Raw genomic sequence first — 23,780 nt, 5'->3', positions numbered from 1 at the left:
TTCACTTGGAATAATCACGTCATCAGAATATGTGAAGGTCTTTTTTGCTTTCTTAGCTATGTTGTTGCGTTCATATTAATTTTGTTGCGTTTCGGCTCAAACATGTTGCACTTAGTCCTTATTTTGTGGCGCTTCCCACACTCGAACTTTTTGCCCTACCTCTCCATCTTGTAGCACTTATCCCCGATTTAGTTACACTTGCTAATTTTTTAAATATGATAGATTACTCTCACTTACATGCACATAAAACGTCATCCCTTCAAGTTACATTCCACTTCATTTAATAATTGATTCACGGTATCCCCAAATAATCACGTCTTCCCCACTATAGTGATAACGCTTACAAATATACCATTTCCTATGATATACTTTTTTAAAAGGAGGGTTTATATATGGTTGATAAGGTCGAATATGCTGTGCAAGATTACTATTCGGACGATTTCGCATGGTGTTACGGTTGTGGCAGACTTAACAAAGATGGACTTCAGCTAAAGACTGGCTGGGATGGGGATCATACGGTTACCATCTATACACCACGAGATGAACACATGGCTTTGCCTGGATTTGTTTATGGTGGATTAATGGCTTCTTTAATCGATTGTCACGGTACAGGATCAGCTGCTCTTGCGTTACATAGACAAAATGGACATGAACTTGGAGACGGCGCGGAACCTCCGAGGTTTGTGACGGCTTCGTTGCACGTGGACTATTTGAAACCGACGCCCCATGGTGTGCCATTAAAAGCCATTGGCAAAGTGGAAGCGATTCACCCGAAGAAATGGAAAGTACATACAGAAGTTTATGCAAACGGCCAGCTTTGCGCAAAAGGGGAAGTAGTTGGAGTCGTCATGTCTAAGAAATTTACAGAAAGCTAATTAAATTAACTGGTATGGTGATTGGCATTTACGTAAATTTTTAAATGAAGCACTGACATATATTAATAATAGTGAAAACATTTTATAAAAGCACTTGTTCGATGGTTATCGAGCGAGTGCTTTTCCATGTTTTGAAAACATATTTTTCTCCTCCAATAAACGTATGGAACACTGCGTTCCTAATTAGGAACTTGTTTCTCCTTCTAACCCTTATACCTATAACCCCGGAACATCTTTACCGTTTCTTGAAAATACGAAATGCTAGAGCTAGCTACATCGATGAAAGCTTAAGAGGTTTGACATTTATCTTTATGCAACGCTTCATACGTTGCTTTTCCGAGCATCTCGATAAAGAACATCTTCCCCAGTTTCAATGAGCGATGAACATGAGTGTATCTCCTAAGTACTTTTCGGAGGTACACTCCTTTTTTATAACCTCCCCTATCCACCAAATTTTCAAGGTTTTTGTTATAATGGGGAGGCTTGCAAATACATAGATTGTTATAGGAGTTGTTGTTGATGAATTGGCATGAAGAGGTTTTGAAACGAAAAGACCATTTATTTAACGATTTAAATCATTTACTAGAAATAGAGAGTACGAAAGACATTGCTTCTGCTTCAGATGGAAAACCGATGGGGCCGCGAGTAGCAAGGGCACTAGATTTCATGCTCGAACTTTCTTCTAAAGAGGGATTTCGTACAACGAATCATCACGGATATTATGGATATGCAGAGTATGGTCCAGCTGAAGCAGAAGAACATATTGCGGTTCTCGGACATTTAGATGTCGTCCCTGCAACAGGTGAATGGACATCCCCTCCATTTGAACCAACGATTCGAAACGGTAAGTTATTTGCTCGTGGAGCGATTGATGACAAAGGTCCAACAATGGCTGCTTTTTATGCTTTGAAATTGCTGAAAGAAATGGAAGTCCCGATGAAACGAAATGTACGAATGATTTTTGGAACAGACGAAGAAAGTGGCATGAGTTGCTTGAAAAAATACCGTGAAGTGGAATCTCATCCCGTCGCAGGTTTTGCTCCAGATGCGATGTTTCCGATTATCCATGCTGAAAAAGGGCAAATGCACGTGAAGTGCGTGTTAAATCCTAAAACAGAAGAGAGTGACGAAACCTTTAGCCCTCTCCGACTCTTATCTTTTTCAGCAGGTGAACGACCGAATATGGTTCCTGAAACTGTGACAGCAATGGTACTAGGAGATGTTCTAGAGTTAGAGAAAAACTACAGAGCATACTTAAAGAAAAATGATCTTCGTGGCGACATTTCTACTTCTGCGAACGGACAAGGTGCAACGCTTACGTTATATGGTCAGTCTGCGCACAGCATGGAACCGTTTAAAGGAATAAATGCTCCAGTAGCTTTGGCTCACTTTCTCGTGAATTTATCGTTTGATAAACGAAGTCAAACTTATTTATCATTTATCGATGACAAGTTTTATAAGGAACATTATGGAGAGAAGTTAGGGGTTCATCATACGGATGAAGTAACCGGACCATTGACCGTAAATCCGGCAATTTTCGATTACGAAAATCAAGAAGGTTTCGTACAGCTAAACATTCGCTACCCTGTTAGTGCCGAAGCAGAAATAATAGAAAGACGCTTGGCTGAGACTTCAGAAAAATATCATTTTTCTCTTAAAGAATTACGCAATAAAAACCCGCATCACGTGGATCAACATACACCGATGATTCAAGCACTTCAAACCGCTTATCAGGCAGAAACCAATTTGGAACCGACGCTGCTTTCAAGTGGAGGTAATACGTATGCTAGTTTATTACCTAACTGTGTCGCCTATGGCGCTGTATTTCCTGGCAAGATCATGACAGCACACCAAAAAGATGAGTATATTGAAGTAGATGACCTCTTAAAAGCAACAGCCATCTACGCCCATGCTATTTATCTATTAGCAAATATGGACGAATAGTTTATTATCTATTTTTTGTGAATAGATTTTGAGGGAGTCCCAAAATACATGTGGAACATCCTTTTATATAACTAGATCCGAAATCAGTATCGATGGCCAATTTCCTCCCGGGTTCATTGCGATTGTCGCTCTTTCCTACAGCTGATGATATCAAGATGGTATAGAAAAACGAGTCAGATGAATATTCTCTGGCTCGTTTTTTTGAATGAAAAAAACTTTTGACAAATTATCTTTCTTTGTCTTTAATACCATATTGATCCTCTTTCCTTATAAGTCAGTATTCCTTTATTAAAAGGATCTTCAATAAGATACACACAAGTTTTTTTGCATACTTTAATAAAAGAAAAGTGTTGTGGAAAACGTAAAATTCTTCTTTGGGTCTGGAAGCGGTCAACACCCTATCTACATTTACTCTTCTAATGCTTCAATTTGTTCTAATAAACTTTCAATAGCTTCCTCACGATCTTCATCGTTTTCAAGCTCTGCAATCTGCGCCTCGATCACACTGATTTGAAGACTCGTACTGTCAACGGATTCAGCTAAAGAGAGAGCTTCGTTAAAATCTCCATTAGCCAAATGAGCATTGACAGCGAGAGATTGAGCACGGTCGTCTTCCCTTAGTTCCTCCTCCTGAAGTATAAGCACCGTGTCATAATCATTTTCAAGCCAGGCCTGCTCAATTAAAATAGGAGGGGAATGGCTCTCCATACCGAGGAGGGCTTCATTCGCTTCCTCTGTATTTTGACTTACAAGCTGTGTTGCCACTGGTCTGGCTAAAGTGCTATCCAATTCATATGCCATAACGACATCCTCAGGGGTATCAAGGGATAAATAAAGACTAGCTAGAACTTCTATGTCAGTTTCTGAGAGATCCTCAGCTGCTTCAAACGAAGCGATAGCCTCTTCGTTATTGCCCTGCCCCATCAGCTGATAGCTTGCTAGTAATCGTTCATTTCTAACAAGCTGTTCTTCTAATTCCGATACTTGCTCATTCGAATCCTGTTCCATTTGTTGATTTTCATCGATGACGTTCGTTGCTATTTCTGCATTAGGACGTGATTGAAGCGAATAGTTCCCAACCGCGCCAATGATGATTCCAATGGCCATGGCCCCTAGCAGCGGGATAAGAGGAAGCCCAGACACACGCTTTTCTTTTTCATCTGTCCTTTTCTCCTCTGGTGGGGAGCTTTTGTTTGGTGTCACTGGTGCAGGTGGGACGATGTTATTTTTCTTTTGACTTGGATTTTTTACATGCGTATTAGAAACCTTCTTCTCAGTTCCCACTTTCTGCTTGTACGACCTTTTTAACACCTCTTCCAGTTGGTGCAGAGATTTAACTTTTCGAACTTCCATGGATATGGGAGAGTGGTCATAAGAATAGGCTGCGACACCCTTCTTTAGCAAGCCTTCATATGGATGACCAGATAAAAAGGAAAGAACGAGACATTTCATTTGAAACACAAATGCCTTTCCTTCTATTTTTTCTGGCGGTAATACGGAACGAATTCCTCGGTGAGCAAATTTCACTTCACCCGTTTTTGTTGCAAACACATTAGCTGGATGAAGATATGTAGTGAATTGCGTTCCTGCTGTATTTCTAACCGCCAACAGTGCCAAGGATATGCGTTGTTTAACAGAGTCAGGAGCTTGGTGCCATTCTTTTAATAAAAAATACGATTCAGGCACTCGGTAAGTAAGAGACACGTGATCCCCTGTTAATTCGTCCCTCTCACACGTTAAAAAAAGTGAATGAGGCTTTGATAACTCGGCTAATTGCTCTTTTTCAACAACTTTCGTTTCGTCCCTGCTAAAAGACACATTCACATGCTCCGAAGAATACGAAAACGTTGCTTTATCAATGACAACGGACTTTTGTACAGGCATGTTCCTTCCTCCTTTTCTTCTGTTGTATCTACTTAATGATCAATTTAAAGACCGCCTCACAAAGGAGGAAATCTCGTCATGAGACGGTCTGGAATTCCTACACGATTAAAATGGAAGTAATCCACCGATAAAGTGTTGGATAAAAATATCTGCAGTAAGGGCAATGAATATGGCGTATCCTATAAATACGATAAATAATGCGTAAATGGGGTCAAACGTTGCCTTTGCCTGATCTCTGAAGGAGAACAACGTTAGAATGAGGGCAATATGAATCCCAGCTAAAAGAAGCAAGGAAACAAATCCTAGAAATGTGTGCAATCCAGGGATCGCAGCTAAGAAATAAAGACCTGATAATGCCACAGGTACGGTCATTATGGCCCCGAATCGAGCTAATACATCATGGAAAGAGAGTTGATCCATTTTTAGAAGAAACTTTGAAACACCGAAAACAAGGACCGCTCCGATCATTAATGAGGCAACAGAGTAAAAGAACATCGAGAAAAAGGTGCTTCCAAAGCTGATCTCACCACCGAAAAAGGAAAGGGGCGTAGCTCTTGCTTGAAAATAAGTCCCAAGGCCGAAGAATATTCCGTAAATGGCAATGTTGATGTAAGCATAAATAAAATCATTGTTGGTGTTGGCTAGACCTCGCTGCGTTGGAGCCATTAAATTGGCCTTGACAAAATTCCAATAATTGATGGCTGTTTCTTTAGACTTTTCAACATATTCATTGGAACTCTGCTTGTTCGTTTGTTCTGGTTGAACCACAACCGTTTGTTCGGCTGAGTCCACCGTCGTCGCTGCCGTTTCTTCCTCTGTCTTTACGGGATGGCCGCACTTCATACAAAACTTGTCATTCGGGCTTAATTCGTGTCCACATTTTGAACAATTCATGGTATCTCTTCCCTTCTAAAATAAAATAATGAATAACACAGTTAATAAGGCTACCGTTGATCCTACTCCTGCAAAAATGAACGAAAGACGCTTCTTATTCATCTTCACCGGGCCTTTCTTCTTTTTAAGATCCTTTTGGGCTGCCAATAACAACTCTTTTACTTCATCAACATGTTGAATGCGCTTGTCACGATCTAGTTTCGTCAAACCTTCAATACTTTTACGAAGGTTCTTTGTCAGACCCTCTTGAAAGGCTTCTACAGGTTTTTGGGCAACATACACATACTTGCCCCCTGTCAGAAGAAAGTAGAGGAGCGCTCCTAACGAAAACAAATCCGTTCGTGTATCAGACTGTTCTCGTTCAAACTGTTCAGGAGCTGCAAAGCCAACAGTTCCTATTTGTACCGTGTCTTTGAGTTTCAAGTGATCAAACTTTCTAGCAATACCAAAGTCAATCAGCTTCACTTTTCCCTCCCCGGTAATCATAATGTTCCCGGGCTTTAAATCTCGGTAAATCACTGGTGGTTCCTGATTATGGAGATAAGCTAGAACATCACACAACTGTACGCCAATATCTAAAACAACCGATTCGTCTAACTTGAATCCGACCACTTCGCACGTATCATATAGAGACCTCCCATCTACATATTCCTGTACAAGATAAAAGTATTGTTCGTCTTCTGACGAAAAAAAGTCGGCAATTTGTGGCAGCGCTGGATGATCTAATTCACTTAGCATTTTTGCTTCTGACAAAAGGCGTCGCGAGATCTTCTGACTCATATCTGCTACCTTTATGGCCCACAGCTTATCCTCATGTTCGATTTCATTCGCTAAAAACACTGCGGACATCCCGCCAGATCCTATATGGCGGACAATCTTATAGGTGTCTCTTAATACATCCTCTGGTTTTAAGTCAATATTATGCTTAGCCATAGCAAATCTAGCTCCATTTTTCCTTGAGGCGTGTAAGAAATGATTTCGAGTTCACTTCCGGTTCTTTTCCATAGGCATTTCGAATGCACATCACAGTGACATTGTCTTTCGTGCCAGCAAAATTAGCCAGATTCACTAAATAATCAGTCATCATTTGCAGATCTCTGTATTCTTTAGCGAGATTCCCTAACGTTTCAGCAATTTCACCTTCTGAAAACATGGCATGGAAGCCATCACTACATAATAAAAACATGTCACTAGTTTGATAGGTTCCAATACGCGCATCAGGTTCTACCCCGTTCCCAACTCCGAGACACTGAGTTAGAACGTTCCTTTTTTTGTGCTGGCGAGCCTGTTCTTTCGTCAGTACACCTCTCTTTACTTGCTGTTCAACCCAGGCATGGTCTTCTGTCAGCTGCATGATGTCTACCGTTGTTTCAAGCTCTTCGGTAGGTTGTTCATCGAATGAAGAAGGGCGCTGTTGCAGGTCGCGAGAGAAGTGTTGAAACCCGACACGCCCCCCACGAAGCTGATAAATTCGACTATCCCCTACATGGCAGGTGGCGTATTCTCCTTGATAGAGAAGCAATACAGATAAGGTGGTACCCGCCTTCTGTCCGTTAGTTTCAAGCTCTTTATTGATTTCAGATAGGTATGCACTAAGATGACTTGCTAATTGTTGAATGGTTTGTTGTTTTTTCAGATACTTAAAGAGGCGTTTGTTCCACCACCTTTCAAGCATAAGAATTGCCGTCTTACTCGCTTCGTCTCCATTCCCATGGCCTCCCATCCCGTCCGCAATAGCTACCATGGAAAGTTCCTCTCCCCGAGAGCTTTTCCCCATCTTCATAAGATAGAAGTCTTCATTCGTTCTTTTAACAGGACCAGGGTGGGTGGAAATTCCAGTTTGCCAATTCTCAGTAAACGTCATCGCTGTTACTCCCATTTAAAGGTATAGTCCACTTTTCCAATAGAGACGACATCTCCCTCGACCAATGAGTAAAGCTTGTAGGGTACGAGACTGTCTTCATTAACCTTCGTCCCATTTTTTGATCCTAAATCCTTCACTCCGTAGCTGTCATCAATACGAATGAATTCAGCATGTACTCTGGATACTCCCCTCGTATCTTCTACATAATTCGCAGAATCAGGGTTTCTTCCAATAATGAAATGACTGTCGGAGATGACAATCCTCTCTTCTTCTCCGTCTCGTTCAACAATAAGCGACGGGTCAGGACGATTAGCGGACCCTGTTTCATCCTCGTCATCCCCTAATAGAACCGTGTCATCTTCGTCACTGAGCAAGCTCGTATCCATCGCCATTGAAGGATCATCTACTTCCATTTCATCAGCGTGAGTGTACATATTTCCTTTAGATTCTGGTGCTGGTGGCGCTTGTTGAGCCTGTCCGTAAGAGAAGCTAGAAGGAGCAGGTGCTGGTCTCGAAAATGATTCCTCTTGTTGAACTTGCTGTGCTGGATAGGGTTGGGACTGCTTTTGCTCTACTGTTGGCGCTGCTTCAAGCTGTGCCAACTTCTCTTCTCTCACTTTCGTGTGAAAAAAGAGCAAGTAAACAGTCGCGCCTCCTATCAGCACGGTTAATAAATAACTTGTATACAAAAGGGATTCTGCCGGAACTGTTTCGTATCCCTTCCATATCAAAGCAATAAGAAGAAGCGCTCCAACGAGAATATAGACTTTCATTCGCTGGGTTAGAGCCGGGATCTTAGTTACCACCTTCGCAATCGATTTCTTCTCTTTCTTCTTGTCAGATTTCGTCGCCTCTTGAGACGAAGCTTGCTCTTGCTGAGGATAAGAGGGTTGGCCGTTCTGCGATAAAGGTAGACCTTGTTGATCTCGCTCAACCTCGCCTTGTGCCCCCGCATATGTAACATCCGGCCGAAGACTTTGAAGTTCCATGAGAAGATCTTTAAGTCCCGTAAAGCTGAACGAAGAATTATCAATGTAGTTCGTGATGCCTTTCTTTTCACTACTTTGCATGTTCTCTACTTTTTTCAAAACTGAGGTCAGTAAATCCTTAAGTTCAGCAAGTGAATCTTTCTCTTTGTCCACGTGTTTAAAGGGAAGGAAGGTTAAATACAAATCCTCAGTCCCTTTTCCTACAAAAATAAATTCTTCCTTTAAAATATAGTGATGTTCATTCAGCATGTAGAGTTTACTCTGTTCAAGTGTCGTCACGATATTGATAAACAACTGATAGAACTCATGTGAAGACAGGGAATCTTTTTGAAGAAACGTAGCCAAATCCTTTTTAGATGTAACGTTGTAAAACAGTCGTACATTGAAATCAATCTCTTCAATTGAAAGAGGAAGCAGATTTGGAATTTGATTCGATTGCATCATCTTTAGCTGGAGAGGAACAATGTCCTCTTCTGTCACTTGCTTCTCTTGCTTCTCATGGAAAAGCAGGTAATGGCCATTCTTTTGGTGAAAATCATACGTCAAATCGTAAACACGTAAACTCATAAAGTATCCTCCTAGAACCCTTGATTAAACTACATTGATAGAAAAAAAGAATAAGCGGCTATTGTAGCCGGGATGACTGCGTACATAAATGGAAACTTTGTTTGTTTACCTGCTTTGTACTCATTTAATCCAGATAAATCCTTTGAGATCACTGACCCAATCACATTAAAAAACGTTTGAGTTGCCCGCTGTAAAAACGTCCGGGTGAATAAAAGAATGATAATGGCGATCAGACCGGCAAACAGAATCGAATACATCATCATATACAATACTAGCTGCACCCCCACAATTGACCCGATTGCCGCGAATAATTTAACATCTCCTGCTCCGAGAGCTTTGAAAACATATAAAACTAAAAAGATACCCCCGGCAACGAGCATGCCGAGAACAGAGAAAATCAGTCCGTCGATGCCATTTACAATGAGATGATAAATTAGACCAAAACATATTCCGCTCATCGTCAGCCAGTTCGGAAGCTTTTCGTCTTTGACATCTGTGATGAGAGCGATCAGTAAAAATAAAAACAATATATAATCATGGAAAGCAAGCCCCATGTCACCCCTCCTCTATCTATGATCCAGTCCAGAGCCGCTCGTAAGCTCGTTGCTCAAGCGTAATGGTTTGATTCACAAAAGGAACCTGGATCGGTATTTCATATGTGGCCGCTACTCCTATATACGAATCTGATGCGAGACTTGGGAACTCAGTAATTTCTACTTCTAATGTGTCATTAGAAAACAGTCCGTCCCCTCCAGTCGTTTCGGAGAACTTTGCCTTCATTATTTTTTCTACTTCTCCTTCGACTGCGTTGGTCAGAATTGCCCCAGCATCAACTCCAAACTCTTGTAGGATATGATCCGCAAAAGAGGAAGCTTGATCTAAATCCAGTTCTTCCTCTGTATGATTTCGAATCCACCGGTCTGCGTACGATTGAGCACTTTGTCCAGCAAGAACCACTGGATACGCATGGGTTGCAATGATTTCAGTGGATTCACTAACGGCTTGCTTTAACGCCATGTCTGCTATGGATATGCGTATCATCGTAGCTAGGAAGACCGTAAAAAGAAGGAACACGGGCATAACCAAGGCAGCCTCCAATGTTAAACTGCCATCTTCCTTTCGTATCCAGTTTCTTTTCACTTGCATTCCTCCTCAAACGAATAAGAGTTCCAAACTTTGTGATTCTTCTATTTATCTTGATACCTTCCACCTTCCTCCGATTTCTACAACTCTAATAGAAACGAAGGGGTGTATACACCGAAAGATATTTTAATATGTTACTCTAGTTCTTCTTGACTAAAATGCCACATAACTTCGTTATATACAGCACCTGATGCTATGAGCCCTGAGTTTACAGTTAGATAGTAGTTGTCTGATTCACGAGCATCGAACACCTTTTGGCTTGAGATTTCTTCTCTAGTTCTAAGTACTTTTCAAACATTTGTCCTAGTTAGGGAGTTCAATTCAGTGATTTAGTTTGCCTAATGCACAAAACGATGAGCCATGAAGAAATGCAATACATTAATTCTTCAAAGTAAGTTTTCAATTTCCCTTTTCCATTTCTTTCTACCATTCACCACAAATTTTTTCTCTTCACCATTTTTTAAAATGACGATTAAACCATTAGGCATAATCTTGAGTGTATTATAAAATTCAATAGAATCTATGTCAGAAAGTGCAACAGAATATTTTTCACTTTGAAAATTAAGCCTATGTGGAACATGTATCAGGTTTTCTTTAGTTAAATATAATTTTCCACCAACTGATTCGAGACCTTTCCACATGTTAGCGTTACCTTTATTTATGTAACCTTCAATCACAATAAGTTCCCCCTTCTTAAATCTCCTTCTTTGTTGATCGCCATTTTAAACTTCTAATCAAAATAATAATCAACAAAAATCGTTCTGAATCTTCCATATAACAATGGTGGTGTCTGATAGAAATCCCTTGAAACCTTTCTCATCCAAATCAATTACCTGTAATATTCACTTGGATCAAAAAGTTAAGGAGCCAAGAGGAGCAACTCCTCCTCTTGGTAGTTATTAATTAATTTAAAGACTATCGAAAGTACAGAAACATTTACTTATTCTGCCTCCGTCTTCTCAAATGACCAAATAACTTGGTTATTTACTGCCCCTGAAGCAACTAATCCATCTCTAATAACAATATGTTGTTCTTCTTCGTCATGGGCTTGAAAGACCATTTCTCCTGTGACCTCTTCACCAGGCTCAATTTCTCCCTCAATCTTATCTATCTCTGAATAATGAGAGGAGAGATCAGAAAAACCCGAACCATCTAAATTTCTTTTTAATTCCAATGTTCCGATTGGGTCTTCTGCCTGAATCGGATTACTACCAATATTATTGACAGTAACATTTGCTACAATAAAATAATCTAGTTGTGAAGCTTCACCTTCAATATCATCACGAATTTCAACTGTATTAATCGTTATTTCATATTCACCTGTATTTGAAGAAACCTGTCCCGTTTCTCCAATTTGTAAACTTTGGTCATCATAATTATTAGCCGATTCGTTTTCTTCACTATTTCCATCATTGGTTTCTTGGTTATTTACTTCATTAATTTCATTATTATTTGAATTAATCTCATTTGCTTCATCTACTTCGCTATTCACTTCACCCTCGTTCTCTACCTGTTCATTATTGTTTTCGTTACCACAAGCAACGATCGTAATTAACGCAAAAGTAACTACTGTTAGGTTAATTATTTTATTCATAATATACCTCTCCTCAAAAATTAATATGAATATATCAAGTCTTTTTGAATCTTATATCTGTTATTTTGAACTCTACCATCTAAAACCTCAGTTCTACTTAACATATCAGTGATACCTGGTAAGAACCATAAATCTAATGATGATGCAGAAGAACTTTCTAAATAAGTAGATGTTTTAGTAAGATCAACATCCGTATTTTTCTCTATCAGCCCCATCATTCTAGCAATCTTATTTCCTTCTAAATGAACAAACAAAAACAACCTTAGATAATCTTTATATGATGTTATAAAGGGGATACCTGCAAAAAACTCGATCGGCCCCTCTTGAATCTCATTCATATCATTTATAGTCTCTTTAAGTGCATATACTAGTGCGGCTACCCACATGAACTTTCCAAATGCTCTTACATCGTTATCAGTAAACGCCTCAATAAAATTCACCGCAAATCGGAAGGCAAAGAGCTCGGTCATCGCTGCACCAAAGTTGGCTCCTGGTGTACTTAATCCGTACATGATGAATTCTACTTCATTATTTTCCAACAAGAATCGTTCTGATCCTTCCAGAGAAAAGTCATGATGTTGGAACTTCGTGAGGATGTATTCATTTACATAAATTTCATCCCTTGCACTGAGCAGGACGTCTCCGACTCTTGCGAAAATCGCATCGACAATGGACATGGCGTCTTCCGTTAATTCGTCGGTCGTCTCTCGGTTAAATTCCTCGGCATTTTCCATCGCCCCTTGATATTTGCTGACGAGGTCTATGAGTTCTCCCATCATCTCTACTTCTCCAGCTAGCTGTTCAGCTTCATCTAGCAAGTCATCGAGGGTTTCGTTGGCGCCATCAAGCTGTTCGTCAGCGTCTTCTCGTTCATCATCAACGGTTCCATCATCCACTTCTTCTTCATACATCTCTGGGCGGTCATTTGTCATCATGTCATAGGCGCGAGTCACAGCCGTACTCAAGTCGTTAAACGCTTCTTGCGTTGAATCAATTGCGTTTTCAAGCCAGATGATCGGACTACTTTCAAGATCGCTCTCAGTCACCATTGGGCGAATGAGGGAAAGTTCAGAGAGTTCGTCCGCTTCAGCTTCTTGGATAGCCAGTGATATTCTGCCTTTTAGTTCTGTAAAGAATTCCTCGTCTATCACGACATCTTCTAGTTGTTGATTAGCATCATTGATGCCATCCATCGCATCATCGTAATCACCACTTTGGCCTGGATTTTCACTGAGATCATCTCGTGCGTCTTGAGATTCAGCATAATTTCCTCTAGCTTCATTTCGACCGGCGGCTATCTTCTCCTCAATTTCCTGATTTTTCACTTCTGCCACTTCCAGAGCTTCAAGGGCCTCATTTAACAATGAAGTAATGGATGAAATACGAGTTTCGATTCGTTCAAGAAATTCCTCTACGTTTTCCTGGAAAGTGTCAGCATCTTCAATACTCTCATCCAATTCTTCTCTTTCTTCATCATCCATGTCCTCGTCATCTTCACCGTCTCGTTCATCCTCGCGGATTTCTTGATACTGTTCAACGTGGGTAACAAGGTCATTTAAATCATTCACTTCAGGGAACTCACTATTAGTAGAACCATTCATCCAAGGATCCATATCATCTGTAAGACCTTTGGCTTCTGTTAACAGCTCGTTTACACGATCGAGGTTTTCTTCCCGATCTTCTACAAGTGGTTCAATGTCCGAAGCAACTTTTGCATATGTAGAGGCTTCTTCCATCGCCTCTGAGATTTGGAGAAAGCCATCGATAATGGACTCTCCGATTTCGATTGGTGCAATGTACTTCATTTCTTCTAGAATTTGATACTTTATTGTCTCTTCTGATGAAAGCATTCTACCTTCATGGAACGAAACGCTTGTTTCTCCCTCTACAGGAGTGGTATCTGTGTATTGGAAGAAGTCACCTTCCCCCATCTCAAGATGCTTAGTAAATACATTTTCAAAGATCTCTTGCGCTTTTGCTTCATCCCCGTCGAAACCAAATAACCCGTAGCTTTTCAAGTCTTCGTTATAAGCTGACATTGTCGAGCGCAGCGCGGCTTTCGTTGCTTGATCAGCTTCTCGCTCGGCTACCATGATACGAGCAAAATCAATCAATACCGCATTAAAAATAAAAAGGAGGAGGGTGATGATGATCGCATAAAGTGACACTGCTCCGTTTTCTCGCATAAAGAATTGACGCACAAGCGATTTTAGTGTAGACCTCATACCCCTCAAACCTTTCCAGTAGAATGATAGTTGCTATAAACATGACTAATCCTCTCTAAACCGAGCTATATATTTTTCCGCGCTGCTATGAGCCTTTTCGGTAAAGTACACAACGAAATCCGTGTTTCGGATGAGTTCAGTAGGCTCGGTAATGGTTCGTGTAGAGTTTCCATGAAGAACACTCAGACCAAATACGTCAGTAAAGCCGGAAGGGAGAGGAACCGGTTGTTGAATAGTGACTTCAATTTGATTTCCTAACAGCTGATTTTGAAATTGCACTTCCACCTCATAATTACTAGTGAACCGGCTTGTCTTCGTTTGGACTAATGCTGATTCCCCACCTAGTCTCGGAATGCCGAATTGTTCTAAAAAATGATTGTCGGCAATTCTCCAGTAAAGCCCATCATCGTTGTCGGTCGTATATTCATTGAATTCGCCCGTTCTGGCATCCTTCGAGCTGTTATTCCACGTATAAGCCATTTCGTCAGCAATCCGATTGGCTTCAAATTGCAACATCGCTTTGTGATAGATGACGATGCTAAAGAAGATAAGCAGAAAAGTAATGATTAGGATCATGGGAAACAGCATCGAAGCTTCTATTGTGAAGCTTCCACTAGTATTCCGACGAAACTTTTGCAACTTCTTCATAAGAAGCATCGCTTATTGGAAATCTTGAATTTGGTCATCACCAAAATCAAGTAAGTCTTGCACCCAGCCCATAATCTGGTCTCGAAACATTAATGCGATTACAACCAGAACAGCAATAATTAACATGATTTCAAGGGTTTGCAAACCTTCTTCTTCGTTCCAAAAATCTTTCATCCAAGATACAAATGTGTCCATGATGAATCCTCCTTTAATTTAGTAAGTTGATATATTTACAAAATGGTTATAGCCGGATAACCGACAATAATCATTACTGCAACAAAAATGAAAATAAGTGGAAAGACAAGCTTAGAAGAAGCTTCCTCCCCTTTTATTTTGGAAATGCTTTTACGCTTCTCCCAAAGTTCGTGGGACAATTCTCTTAAAGAAAGGATCAGGTCTTGTCCGCCTTTCCGATAGTTTAAGAGAACGGTCGTGGTAAAGATCGATACTTCCTGAATCGAACACTTCTTACTGAATTCATTCATGACGAGTGGGAATGGCTCATTACTCGTTAACCTGTTCACCGCTATAGTTAATTCATCGTAAAGAGGAGAATCACTTGTATATTTCAGCTCTACACAGCGAATGAGTGCCTGTTGCACAGTCTCTCCGGCGTTAATGAGCAAAATAATTTTATTTACTACTTCAGGCAATTCTAGTAAAATTGCCTGTTTGCGTTCCTTTTCCTTTTTGGCAAGGGAATTCACTTGTAGAGCAGGGATCATAAACGTAAATACCAATCCTGCAAAGAACAATACATCATCCCCATCTCCCAGTAAGGGAACAAGAAACGTTCCTAGCAAACCTAATAGAGAAATAGAAAGCAATTGTGAGACAAATATTCTCGTGTGTTTTAAGCTATCCCTGCTTCCATAGAGGCTGATCATCTTTTGCTGAATAAAAGAAATCTGACTGTGAAACCGCTCCATGATGTTGAAAGTCGCTAAAATATGTAGCGATACAGGGGCCATAAACATCAAAGGATAATCATCTTTGAATTCATTTACAATATGATCGTATTTATTTCGTGAAGCCATTGAAAAACTAAAATAGATAATGATAATAACTAGTGCACCTATTCCATAGATCCACATATGCATCACACCTTAATATTCATAATCCGCTGTGTCAGCCAGAAGGAGAAAACAAGAATCCCGAGACAGAATGTCATGATCACGGGTCCCATATGTGACCAGTCATACATTGGAGCAAGATAATCACCTGATGTGTATTTTAAGAGAGCAATCATAGCCAGAGGCATAATTGCGAGAATACGAGATTCGAAGCGCTTTTGCGCAACCATCACTTGAACTTCTTGCTGAATATCAATCTTTTCACTAATCACATCGGATGTTCTTCTGATGACTTCTACCAAGTTGCCACCCGTTCGTTTACACGTAATAAACACATCTGAAAAGTTCATGATATCTTCTGAATCAGACCGTGTAGCAAAGTCCTGAATTGCTCTTTCCACGGTCTCCCCGTTTTCGACTCTTCGATTAATAATTTCAAACTCCTGGATAATATACGTGTTAGGATCCGGGTAAAGGAGTCGAAGGTCATTAACCACCTCAATAAAGCTATTTTCAATTGACCGCCCTGCAGCAAGAGAAGAAGACAAGGAGGCGATCGCTTCTTTAAATTGCAAGTTGAGCTTGTCTTTCCGTTTATCTCGGAGGCGCTTCTTCTGAATTTTTGGAAACACTAGACCTAATAAAGATAAAATAGTTGCTACAAGCATACTTTCATAAAACAGCTCCCCCAGAATGAAAAAAACAGCTCCTGCTATGACAGCATAAAAAATAAATTCTTTCACTTTCAGGCTGTATGACGAGTAGTCGATCAAATGGGTTTCTACTTGTTTAATTCGCCTTCGATCTGACTCCCTTTTAATTTCTTGTGCCCGTTTTTCAAAGGCGCTTTGTACCTTTGGTGTTTCATCAGTACGATTTTCTTTTTTCTTTCGTTTTCGAACAGTCATAATATAGGTAATAATGATTCCTACTAGCAGAAACACAAGTATCATATCAAGGTTCATCTCATCACCATCTCACTATCTAATAAGTTATCCCTGCCAGCTTAATTTTCGAGGTTGATTGAAGTTTATTTCCAGTTGGCTGTAATTTCCCAATAATATCACCTGCTGGCGTCTCCTCTTCCTCAACAAATTCGTAAAGAGGATTTAACTTCACCTCTCCATTTTCAACGCCCAACATCTCTGAGATGGAGACAACTTTTCGTGAATGATCTCTCAGCCGAGACAAGTGAACCATAATATCTAATGCTGAGCTGATTTGCTGACGAATGACCTCAACTGGTAAATTGGCTCCGCTTAACACCATTGTTTCGAGACGGCTAATCATATCTTGAGTAGAGTTGGCATGCCCCGTTGATAACGAGCCGTCATGTCCCGTGTTCATGGCTTGAAGCATATCCAGCGCCTCTTCCCCTCGAACCTCACCAACAATCACTCGGTTAGGTCTCATTCGAAGAGAGGTCTTAATCAGTTCCCGAATAGTAATTTCACCTTTACCCTCCGTATTGGCGTTTCTAGTCTCAAGACTAACGAGGTTAGGAACATTTTTGATCTGAAGCTCAGCTGAATCTTCAATGGTAATAATCCGTTCATCTCTCGGAATGAAATTAGAGAGAACGTTCAAGAAGGTTGTTTTCCCTGAGCCTGTCCCACCACCAATAAAAATGTTGTATTTCGCTGCAACGAGATCATGTAAGAAGTTTGCAGCCTCTTCAGTAATCGCTTTTTTTTCAATTAAGTCTTCAATAGTCAATGGTTTTTCAGGGAATTTCCGTATCGTAATCACTGGTCCTTTCAAGGCAATGGGCGGTAAAACAACATTTACCCGGGAACCATCTTGCAGCCTGGCATCAACTATTGGAGAGGATTCATTAACGACTCGGTCAACCTTGGATACGATCGCTTGAATGATATCCTCCAGCTTTTGTTGATTTTCAAATGCTACTTCAACTTGAGTGACTTCCCCGTATCTCTCAATAAATATTTCTTTATGATTATTAATCATAATCTCCGTTATCGTCGGGTCATCAAGTAATGGTTGAAGCACATCATAGCCTCTAAACGCGTGATATATTCTTTCTACTAACCATTTCATTTCCGTTGACTTCAGACGATTTTCTTGAGCATATTCAAATACAATCGCTTCAACATATTCCATTAATTCCTCGTTAGGGATCGAGTGCATTAAATCAAGAGTTTCACGCAACTTATGGATCAGTTCTTTTACGACTTTATCTTCAGTCAATCGTCACACCTGCCGTTCTGTTCCTTGTGATGTCCTCGATCAAAGAGAGAAGTTCTTTCGTATATAAAGGATGATGGAAAGCGTGATCGCGATCCGTCATGCTCACCCATTCTGGGATAAAGGGCAAGTAGCCTCTCACTGGAATATTAAACCGTTGGAATTCCTGTGGGAACGCCCCTTGAAAGCGATTGATGACAAAATAGGATTTGTCTTTTAGTACATTCTTGTCGCCGAAGAAGTCTCCGGCATTATCAAGCATGATATCTGTTTTCTGAAAGCTATGTATATCGTTATTCAGAAGCCAAATGACTTGGTTCGATGCTTGAAGTCCCGCAAGCGTTAATTCTTGAATGGCACTATCAAGGTCGATCACAATGTAATCGTAATCTTCTGTTTGAACCAGCGCTGTAATCAAATTTCTTATCTCTTCTTTTGTAACTTCCAGCATTTCCGCAGGCCTTGGTAAAAGGTCCAGATAATGAACTCTTGAAACAGGATCGTATTGTTTCAATTTTTCTAATTTGGAAAGAAAGACGTTCGGCTTTGCTTTTAAGTAGTAAAACACTTGTAGTGAGGGCTCATCCTCTGGTGATTGAAAATACAATGAAGTAGAGTTTAAAAGCTCAAAATTAAGATAAAAAACACTGTCGTTTTTCATCGCAAGCTGCCGTGCAAAGTTAGCTGAGAAGGTCGTTTTCCCTGTTCCTCCAGCTGGCGAATAAACAGAAAGCACTTTTGTTTTGCTACTTTTTATGGCATGACCCCCAAAGGAGGCTGTTTCGGAGTAGTAATAAGAAAGAACAGACGACAACAACTGATTTAATGGTTGATATTTAAAAACATTGTTCTCATGGTCGCATGATTCTATCTCGCTTTTTAGGACGACCTTGCACCTCTCATTGGTCCCAAATTCTTTCTCTGCCCCGTCTTCAAATTGCTCATCCATAACCAAAATGTCATATTCTGGTTCTTTGGTGATATAGTGTTGAAGGTTTTCTTTCGTAGAGAAGAGCTTCAGTTCAAATCGTTCATTGCTTTTGGAAGACAAAACATATTCACTTACAGAAGTTAAATACGTCTGATCTGGATCAGCAAATAATAACTTGAGTTTGTTCATTGCGTTCACCTGCTTAGTATGAAATAGTTACTCTGCACTTAAAAATTGACAAATTTATGGACTTTTCTAAATCGTTGTTCAGTATACTACAAGTTCCACATAACTTCTTCCATTTTTCTACAAATTAGTAAAAATGAACTGTGTAATTTTGAAGTTCGACAGTAAGCGACATTTTCTAACAAATAGAAATAGTTACTTTAGATCTATCTATAAAATGTTTTTGCAACCATATATTTCAACTCTTTGTTTTTTATTATATATCCATGTTTATATATCAGCATTTAAAACCTGTTCAACATGATAATTACTTCATATTACCTGTCGAAATTTATACCGAAACACGGGCTAAAAGTAACAACAACCTCTACCATGGCGATTTGGAGAATAATCATATGAGGACTTAAGCTATTGCTATGCCGGCAGTCTAATGTTAATATTTTACTTGTTTAATATTTACATAGAAGATAATTCCAACCAAACTTTTAAAAATGATTTGCAAAATGTGAAAAAGGTAGGGGAGATTTAATGAAATGTAAAAAATGTGGTGCTGAATTACCTCAAAACGGGGAATTTTGCCCGGAGTGTGGCACGAAAGCTTATGAAAAGCAAGAACATAAGAAACCTTTGTTTACCAAACTGCGAATTACGGCACTTAGTCTATCCGCTATAGTGATCGTCGCTCTTGTTGTTCTCTATCAAGTCTTAGCAAATGGAGTTACACCTGAACAGGTTGTCGATGATTTTCAACAAGCTGTTTCTGATAGTGACGCTGAGGCCCTAAATTCCCTTATTGTATCGCAAGTTGAAGACTGGTCCGTTGATGAAAATGATACTGAAGCCTTACTTACCTACCTAGAAGAAAATCAAAGTGATCGAGAATATCTGTTTCATTCTCTGGATCAACATGTGGAACTACACAACAGTGGAGAAGAGGACACAAATGCTGCAGTAGAACGAGCACTAGAGGCTCCCTACGCGTCACTGGCGCTTAAGCAAACGGGAAAGCGATGGTTGATTTTTGATGAGTACTCAGTGGTGATGACCCCTAGCTACCTTTCTGTAACCACAAATGAAGACAACGTTCAGCTTCTTATTAACGGCGAAGAATCTGCCTCACGCGTTGAAGCAGATGAAGAAGAGCTTATCGGTCCATTAGGGCCTGGAACCTATGAAGTGAAAGGAATCCTTTCCAGTCGTTATATGGATATTGAGGAAACCACATCGATTCAGCTTTTTTATAGTAGAGAAGACACTACTACTGTCCCAGTTGAATTTGATGTAGGCGTGGTTTCCGCTTCGACCATTTATGATGACACATCGCTGTATATTAATGGGGAAAACAGTGACATCACGTTAGGAACGAACGCTACTGAAATTGGATTGCTCCCTCTCGATGGCCATGCTTCCTTCTCATTGAAAAGGGAGTTCCCATGGGGTACGATGACTTCATCGGAATTTGCTGTGGAAAGGGAAAGTCACCACTTGGAGGATTTTGAAGTTGTCCCAGAAGGTGACCTTTATGACATCATGGAGATGTTAAATGAGAACTGGCAGCAACAAGTGGACGCCCTTGTGAATAATGATGTCTCTGGAATGGTCCATGCTTCTGACGATTATCGAGACGACATAGCTGAAGAGGCCCACGACCTTGCCAATGGACGCCAAGAGTATGTTGCGGAATTCGTTCGTGCTCGTTACCGAATGGATTCCATAAAATACCCAGAATTTAATAACAGCACAGAGCGGTACGAGCTTGAAGTTGAGGCGGAATATACGATTTATGAACCTCAGGCTCGAACGTTTGCGATTCATCGTGAAGATGACGATTTCAACCGGACCATGTACGATATGAACATTTATTTTGACGAAGATGAAGAAACATGGCGCGTGGAGAATTTTGATTTAGCTTTCTTCACTATTACTTCTTCCGCTTCAGGCATTCAGGAATATGAGTTTGACTAATTACTATAGTAAGGCTGTCCTTTAAGTTGTCCATCTTTGGCTTTACGATCGACCCTTTTCTCTAAAATGCCAAACAAGGAAAGATAATAATATAAATTAACGCGCATGGAATCCATGCGCGTTAATTTCTTTGTCGTCCATAGACTCGAATCTTCTCTTCTGTAGAAAACTTATTTATCTGCGTTTTATTACATCAAAAATTCCGTAGTTAAACCTTGTGTATTAGTGGTTTAAAATTCATCTACTATTAAATTTAACGTATTCTATTACCCGAATGAGCGTCATGTTGAATGGAAGAACAAATGACATTAGTAGAAATATTAAAATTGTAACTGTAAAAACGATAAAGGTAGGATAATATCTCAAAAGCACATTCATAGAAATCATAGGTATTAATATAATAAGCAAGATCCCCTTCAAAGTTGAAACAATACGATGATTTGTTCCACAATTACTGCATCGGATGTGAGGTCGAAATTTGAATAGTGAACTGTACATTCTTCTCCAGCCAAACGTTTCATTACACTCCATACACCTTGGTAATGCCATGAGCATCTCCTTTGCAAAGTAATTTCGATCTTTCATATGCTCTTGTCATTTTAACATATTTATCCAAAATACTAACTTCTAAAAAAACGACCTACCTATTGGTAGATCGTAAATCCAGTTTCATTTAGAAATAATCGTTATTTTAAGTCAAATTCCACATCATTTCCCATGGACCTTAGAAACTGTTGAGCTGATTTCCAAGTTTCAAAACGTTGGTGATTATGCTCACCAATCCAACTTTCTGTATTAAAATAAATATCTTCATTTGCATCAGTCAATTCATCTTCTACTTCCATCACTAACATTTTCTTATCATATGTAGCTCGAACTAACACACCACTAACCGAATGATGAAAAACTCCAGTATATACTTTTGCCACCTAAAACACCTACTCTCTGTTTCCTATTATAACAAAAGTTCAGCGTAACTGCTCCATTCGTCTCAAATTGCTGAATTACATATATATCCAACATTTATTGGTGGTGTTCTAGCATTACGGAATATATGTCATTTATTTCTTCTTCCACATCAAATATCATGACATGAAAATGTGTTCCATCTCGTTGTGTTCAGAAACCAAGCACTTCTTCTGCCCCCCATCCTGATTTTGTTAATCTTCTTCTAGGTAGTATCTTTTTTTCACCGGCAAAAACACTGCTACTGAAAAGATAATGGACAGAACGAGCATCGTAACAGATGACATGACGATGGTTGATCGTAATGGAATAATATCAGCAGTTATCCCAATTCCAAGGATAAACATTACTTGCAAAATACTTTGCATAAGTTGAAAAATACTCGTGACACGCCCCATCACTTCCGTTGGCACATTGTTTTGATAAAATGTTGTAACACCTGCATTTAAATAAACTTGAAAGAAACCGAGTATGATAAATCCAGTTGCAATTGTTTGAAATGACCAAGAAAATGCATAAACAATATAACCAACCGTTGTCATGACCATCCCAATCACCATCATGTATCTAAGGGAAAATCTGTCTGAAAAAACCGATAATATCGTTGCACCAGCAACGGAACCAATGCCTGTAATGCTGATTAATAAACTATACTCAACTTCTGACAACCCGATGACTTGCTGCGTAAAGACTACTTCTTGGGCGTCCATTGCAAATGAAAACAACATAATGAAAATAAAACCTATATAGATAGATGCTACATATTTATTTTTTAAAAGGAATGCCTTCACAATCGAGAAGTCACTAATCACTTGTTTCCCTGTTAATTTAGGGATTAATTTCTTATCAACTCTTTCAATGTCAGGTAAACGAGCAAGCAATGCTGCTGCAAAAACAAATAGCATCGCATTAATCCAAAGGGTCACTGTTATTGAGGTTAGTAAGATAAGCGTTCCACCGACAGCAGGCCCAACAATAAATGCCCCGGATGAGGTAAAGGAACGAATCGCATTAAATCGTTTTCTCTTTTCCTTTGGAACGAGCATTGCCACGTAGGTCATCGACGATGGTCCGAAAAACGCTTTGGCTACACTGAGGCAAACAAGAATGCTATAGATGACGATCATGTTTGGTGCTAATGGAATAAGAAAGATAAACCCTGCCCTCATTAGATAAGTAACGATCATCACTTTCCTCTTACTTCGATAGTCTATGTAACTTCCTGTCCAAAACTTCGTCACGATATTCGTCAAAGGACCAATGATCCATAAACCTGCTACCGCAGTGGCCGATCCAGTAAGTTGATATACGATAATATTAATCGCGACGAGGTAAATGAAATCACCAATTCCTGCAATTCCTATGGAACCTAGCAATAATGCCGGTGCCTTCCATTCTATTAGTCTATTTCTCATATCATAATCTCCATCAATTGTGATTTACAAGCAACATCATTTCATCGACTTCTTTTCTTCATGTTTCCACCTAATAAATGTATAGATTAATTGACCAGATCCTACAAGAATCAATACACTAGTAAATAACACATTTCCTAGGAAAGTATAAGGATTAGTATTGAACTACCCACCACTTAACTGCTCTTGTGAGCTGTTGGAAGTGGGGGATTCCTAAGAACACCTTCGTAACCGAAAGTTTTGATTAGGCTATCCCCGTCGCACCGACGGTTAGAATCCTTATAACTTCATTTTTAAGATTTAATCCTGCGTTCCTATCGCGGTCGTGATGCACGCCACAAACACACGTCCACTCCCGCAAATTCAAATCTTTCACGTCTTTGTTTTTATAGCCACAACTGGAACATCGTTG

The 23,780-nt window shown here is 39.8% G+C and carries 23 protein-coding genes; 3 read left to right on the top strand and 20 right to left on the bottom strand.

Annotated elements, in window-relative coordinates:
* The first annotated feature begins 392 nt into the window (after window positions 1-392).
* Both QDN89_RS20420 and pepV read left to right on the top strand, forming a co-directional pair.
* Complete coding sequence (locus QDN89_RS20420) at window positions 393-875, top strand: PaaI family thioesterase (protein WP_280772027.1); 483 nt, start codon at window positions 393-395, stop codon at window positions 873-875.
* A gap of 519 nt (window positions 876-1,394) precedes the next feature.
* Window positions 1,395-2,819, top strand: coding sequence for a dipeptidase PepV (gene pepV / locus QDN89_RS20415; RefSeq protein ID WP_280772026.1), 1,425 nt, complete (start codon window positions 1,395-1,397; stop codon window positions 2,817-2,819).
* 408 nt (window positions 2,820-3,227) lie between these two features.
* Here the strand turns inward: pepV and QDN89_RS20410 are convergent, their stop codons facing one another.
* From QDN89_RS20410 to QDN89_RS20335, 16 genes are all read right to left on the bottom strand, one after another.
* A complete protein-coding gene (locus tag QDN89_RS20410; RefSeq protein ID WP_280772025.1) occupies window positions 3,228-4,703 on the bottom strand; it encodes a type VII secretion protein EssB/YukC in 1,476 nt (491 codons plus the stop codon).
* A gap of 105 nt (window positions 4,704-4,808) precedes the next feature.
* The gene (locus QDN89_RS20405) at window positions 4,809-5,597 is read right to left on the bottom strand and encodes a zinc-ribbon domain-containing protein (protein ID WP_280772024.1); all 789 of its coding nucleotides are present in this window, start codon (window positions 5,595-5,597) and stop codon (window positions 4,809-4,811) included.
* A gap of 15 nt (window positions 5,598-5,612) precedes the next feature.
* Complete coding sequence (locus QDN89_RS20400; protein ID WP_280772023.1) at window positions 5,613-6,530, bottom strand: serine/threonine protein kinase; 918 nt, start codon at window positions 6,528-6,530, stop codon at window positions 5,613-5,615.
* Window positions 6,531-6,537: 7 nt separating this feature from the next.
* Window positions 6,538-7,476: a PP2C family protein-serine/threonine phosphatase gene (locus QDN89_RS20395; RefSeq protein ID WP_280772022.1), complete on the bottom strand. Its 939-nt coding sequence runs from the start codon at window positions 7,474-7,476 to the stop codon at window positions 6,538-6,540.
* Window positions 7,467-9,017, bottom strand: a complete 1,551-nt coding sequence (locus QDN89_RS20390; RefSeq protein ID WP_280772021.1) for a DUF6382 and FHA domain-containing protein — start codon at window positions 9,015-9,017, stop codon at window positions 7,467-7,469. Before QDN89_RS20390 ends, QDN89_RS20395 begins: the two co-directional genes overlap by 10 nt.
* 29 nt (window positions 9,018-9,046) lie before the next feature.
* A complete protein-coding gene (locus QDN89_RS20385) occupies window positions 9,047-9,571 on the bottom strand; it encodes an A24 family peptidase (RefSeq protein WP_280772020.1) in 525 nt (174 codons plus the stop codon).
* A gap of 16 nt (window positions 9,572-9,587) precedes the next feature.
* A complete protein-coding gene (locus tag QDN89_RS20380) occupies window positions 9,588-10,157 on the bottom strand; it encodes a TadE/TadG family type IV pilus assembly protein (RefSeq protein ID WP_280772019.1) in 570 nt (189 codons plus the stop codon).
* A gap of 389 nt (window positions 10,158-10,546) precedes the next feature.
* Window positions 10,547-10,837 carry a hypothetical protein gene (locus QDN89_RS20375; protein WP_280772018.1) on the bottom strand — a complete coding sequence of 97 codons (291 nt, stop codon included), beginning with the start codon at window positions 10,835-10,837 and terminating at the stop codon, window positions 10,547-10,549.
* A gap of 263 nt (window positions 10,838-11,100) precedes the next feature.
* A complete protein-coding gene (locus tag QDN89_RS20370; protein ID WP_280772017.1) occupies window positions 11,101-11,754 on the bottom strand; it encodes a DUF4352 domain-containing protein in 654 nt (217 codons plus the stop codon).
* Window positions 11,755-11,774: 20 nt separating this feature from the next.
* Window positions 11,775-13,979: a DUF5702 domain-containing protein gene (locus QDN89_RS20365; RefSeq protein ID WP_280772016.1), complete on the bottom strand. Its 2,205-nt coding sequence runs from the start codon at window positions 13,977-13,979 to the stop codon at window positions 11,775-11,777.
* 45 nt (window positions 13,980-14,024) lie between these two features.
* Entirely contained in the window at window positions 14,025-14,627 is a 603-nt protein-coding gene (locus QDN89_RS20360; protein ID WP_280772015.1) for a TadE/TadG family type IV pilus assembly protein, read from the bottom strand.
* Between the two features lie 12 nt (window positions 14,628-14,639).
* Window positions 14,640-14,822: a Flp1 family type IVb pilin gene (locus QDN89_RS20355; RefSeq protein ID WP_280772014.1), complete on the bottom strand. Its 183-nt coding sequence runs from the start codon at window positions 14,820-14,822 to the stop codon at window positions 14,640-14,642.
* A gap of 35 nt (window positions 14,823-14,857) precedes the next feature.
* Entirely contained in the window at window positions 14,858-15,721 is an 864-nt protein-coding gene (locus QDN89_RS20350) for a type II secretion system F family protein (protein WP_280772013.1), read from the bottom strand.
* A 5-nt stretch (window positions 15,722-15,726) separates the two neighbouring features.
* Window positions 15,727-16,665 (bottom strand): type II secretion system F family protein, encoded by a 939-nt coding sequence (locus QDN89_RS20345; RefSeq protein WP_280772012.1) that lies wholly within the window; start codon window positions 16,663-16,665, stop codon window positions 15,727-15,729.
* Window positions 16,666-16,684: 19 nt separating this feature from the next.
* A complete protein-coding gene (locus QDN89_RS20340) occupies window positions 16,685-17,908 on the bottom strand; it encodes a TadA family conjugal transfer-associated ATPase (RefSeq protein WP_280772011.1) in 1,224 nt (407 codons plus the stop codon).
* Window positions 17,901-19,025 carry an AAA family ATPase gene (locus QDN89_RS20335; protein ID WP_280772010.1) on the bottom strand — a complete coding sequence of 375 codons (1,125 nt, stop codon included), beginning with the start codon at window positions 19,023-19,025 and terminating at the stop codon, window positions 17,901-17,903. Before QDN89_RS20335 ends, QDN89_RS20340 begins: the two co-directional genes overlap by 8 nt.
* Window positions 19,026-19,550: 525 nt before the next feature.
* On the opposite strand from QDN89_RS20335, the gene QDN89_RS20330 reads away from it, so the two are divergent.
* Entirely contained in the window at window positions 19,551-20,987 is a 1,437-nt protein-coding gene (locus QDN89_RS20330) for a zinc ribbon domain-containing protein (protein ID WP_280772009.1), read from the top strand.
* A 237-nt stretch (window positions 20,988-21,224) separates the two neighbouring features.
* Here QDN89_RS20330 and QDN89_RS22035 read toward each other — a convergent pair whose 3' ends face one another.
* From QDN89_RS22035 to QDN89_RS20315, 4 genes are all read right to left on the bottom strand, one after another.
* The gene (locus tag QDN89_RS22035) at window positions 21,225-21,485 is read right to left on the bottom strand and encodes a hypothetical protein (protein ID WP_425335432.1); all 261 of its coding nucleotides are present in this window, start codon (window positions 21,483-21,485) and stop codon (window positions 21,225-21,227) included.
* A gap of 188 nt (window positions 21,486-21,673) precedes the next feature.
* A complete protein-coding gene (locus QDN89_RS20325) occupies window positions 21,674-21,916 on the bottom strand; it encodes a hypothetical protein (RefSeq protein WP_280772008.1) in 243 nt (80 codons plus the stop codon).
* 231 nt (window positions 21,917-22,147) lie between these two features.
* On the bottom strand, window positions 22,148-23,368 hold the full coding sequence (locus tag QDN89_RS20320) for an MFS transporter (RefSeq protein ID WP_280772007.1): 1,221 nt from the start codon (window positions 23,366-23,368) through the stop codon (window positions 22,148-22,150).
* 244 nt (window positions 23,369-23,612) lie between these two features.
* Window positions 23,613-23,780, bottom strand: a 168-nt coding sequence (locus QDN89_RS20315; RefSeq protein ID WP_280772089.1) for a zinc ribbon domain-containing protein, incomplete at its 5' end; no start/stop codon positions are given.

This window comes from Salipaludibacillus daqingensis (assembly GCF_029891575.1).
GTDB lineage: Bacteria > Bacillota > Bacilli > Bacillales > Salisediminibacteriaceae > Salipaludibacillus > Salipaludibacillus daqingensis.
Note: the sequence above shows the minus strand (reverse complement) of the source record. Positions and strands in the feature narration are given on the sequence as shown.

Coding starts and splice junctions, on each gene's coding strand:
- QDN89_RS20420 (WP_280772027.1), top strand. CDS start 393: ATGGTTGATAAGGTCGAATATGCTGTGCAAGATTACTATTCGGACGAT.
- pepV (WP_280772026.1), top strand. CDS start 1,395: ATGAATTGGCATGAAGAGGTTTTGAAACGAAAAGACCATTTATTTAAC.
- QDN89_RS20410 (WP_280772025.1), bottom strand. CDS start 4,703: ATGCCTGTACAAAAGTCCGTTGTCATTGATAAAGCAACGTTTTCGTAT.
- QDN89_RS20405 (WP_280772024.1), bottom strand. CDS start 5,597: ATGAATTGTTCAAAATGTGGACACGAATTAAGCCCGAATGACAAGTTT.
- QDN89_RS20400 (WP_280772023.1), bottom strand. CDS start 6,530: ATGGCTAAGCATAATATTGACTTAAAACCAGAGGATGTATTAAGAGAC.
- QDN89_RS20395 (WP_280772022.1), bottom strand. CDS start 7,476: ATGGGAGTAACAGCGATGACGTTTACTGAGAATTGGCAAACTGGAATT.
- QDN89_RS20390 (WP_280772021.1), bottom strand. CDS start 9,017: ATGAGTTTACGTGTTTACGATTTGACGTATGATTTTCACCAAAAGAAT.
- QDN89_RS20385 (WP_280772020.1), bottom strand. CDS start 9,571: ATGGGGCTTGCTTTCCATGATTATATATTGTTTTTATTTTTACTGATC.
- QDN89_RS20370 (WP_280772017.1), bottom strand. CDS start 11,754: ATGAATAAAATAATTAACCTAACAGTAGTTACTTTTGCGTTAATTACG.
- QDN89_RS20365 (WP_280772016.1), bottom strand. CDS start 13,979: ATGAGGTCTACACTAAAATCGCTTGTGCGTCAATTCTTTATGCGAGAA.
- QDN89_RS20360 (WP_280772015.1), bottom strand. CDS start 14,627: ATGAAGAAGTTGCAAAAGTTTCGTCGGAATACTAGTGGAAGCTTCACA.
- QDN89_RS20355 (WP_280772014.1), bottom strand. CDS start 14,822: ATGGACACATTTGTATCTTGGATGAAAGATTTTTGGAACGAAGAAGAA.
- QDN89_RS20350 (WP_280772013.1), bottom strand. CDS start 15,721: ATGTGGATCTATGGAATAGGTGCACTAGTTATTATCATTATCTATTTT.
- QDN89_RS20345 (WP_280772012.1), bottom strand. CDS start 16,665: ATGAACCTTGATATGATACTTGTGTTTCTGCTAGTAGGAATCATTATT.
- QDN89_RS20335 (WP_280772010.1), bottom strand. CDS start 19,025: ATGAACAAACTCAAGTTATTATTTGCTGATCCAGATCAGACGTATTTA.
- QDN89_RS20330 (WP_280772009.1), top strand. CDS start 19,551: ATGAAATGTAAAAAATGTGGTGCTGAATTACCTCAAAACGGGGAATTT.
- QDN89_RS22035 (WP_425335432.1), bottom strand. CDS start 21,485: ATGTACAGTTCACTATTCAAATTTCGACCTCACATCCGATGCAGTAAT.
- QDN89_RS20320 (WP_280772007.1), bottom strand. CDS start 23,368: ATGAGAAATAGACTAATAGAATGGAAGGCACCGGCATTATTGCTAGGT.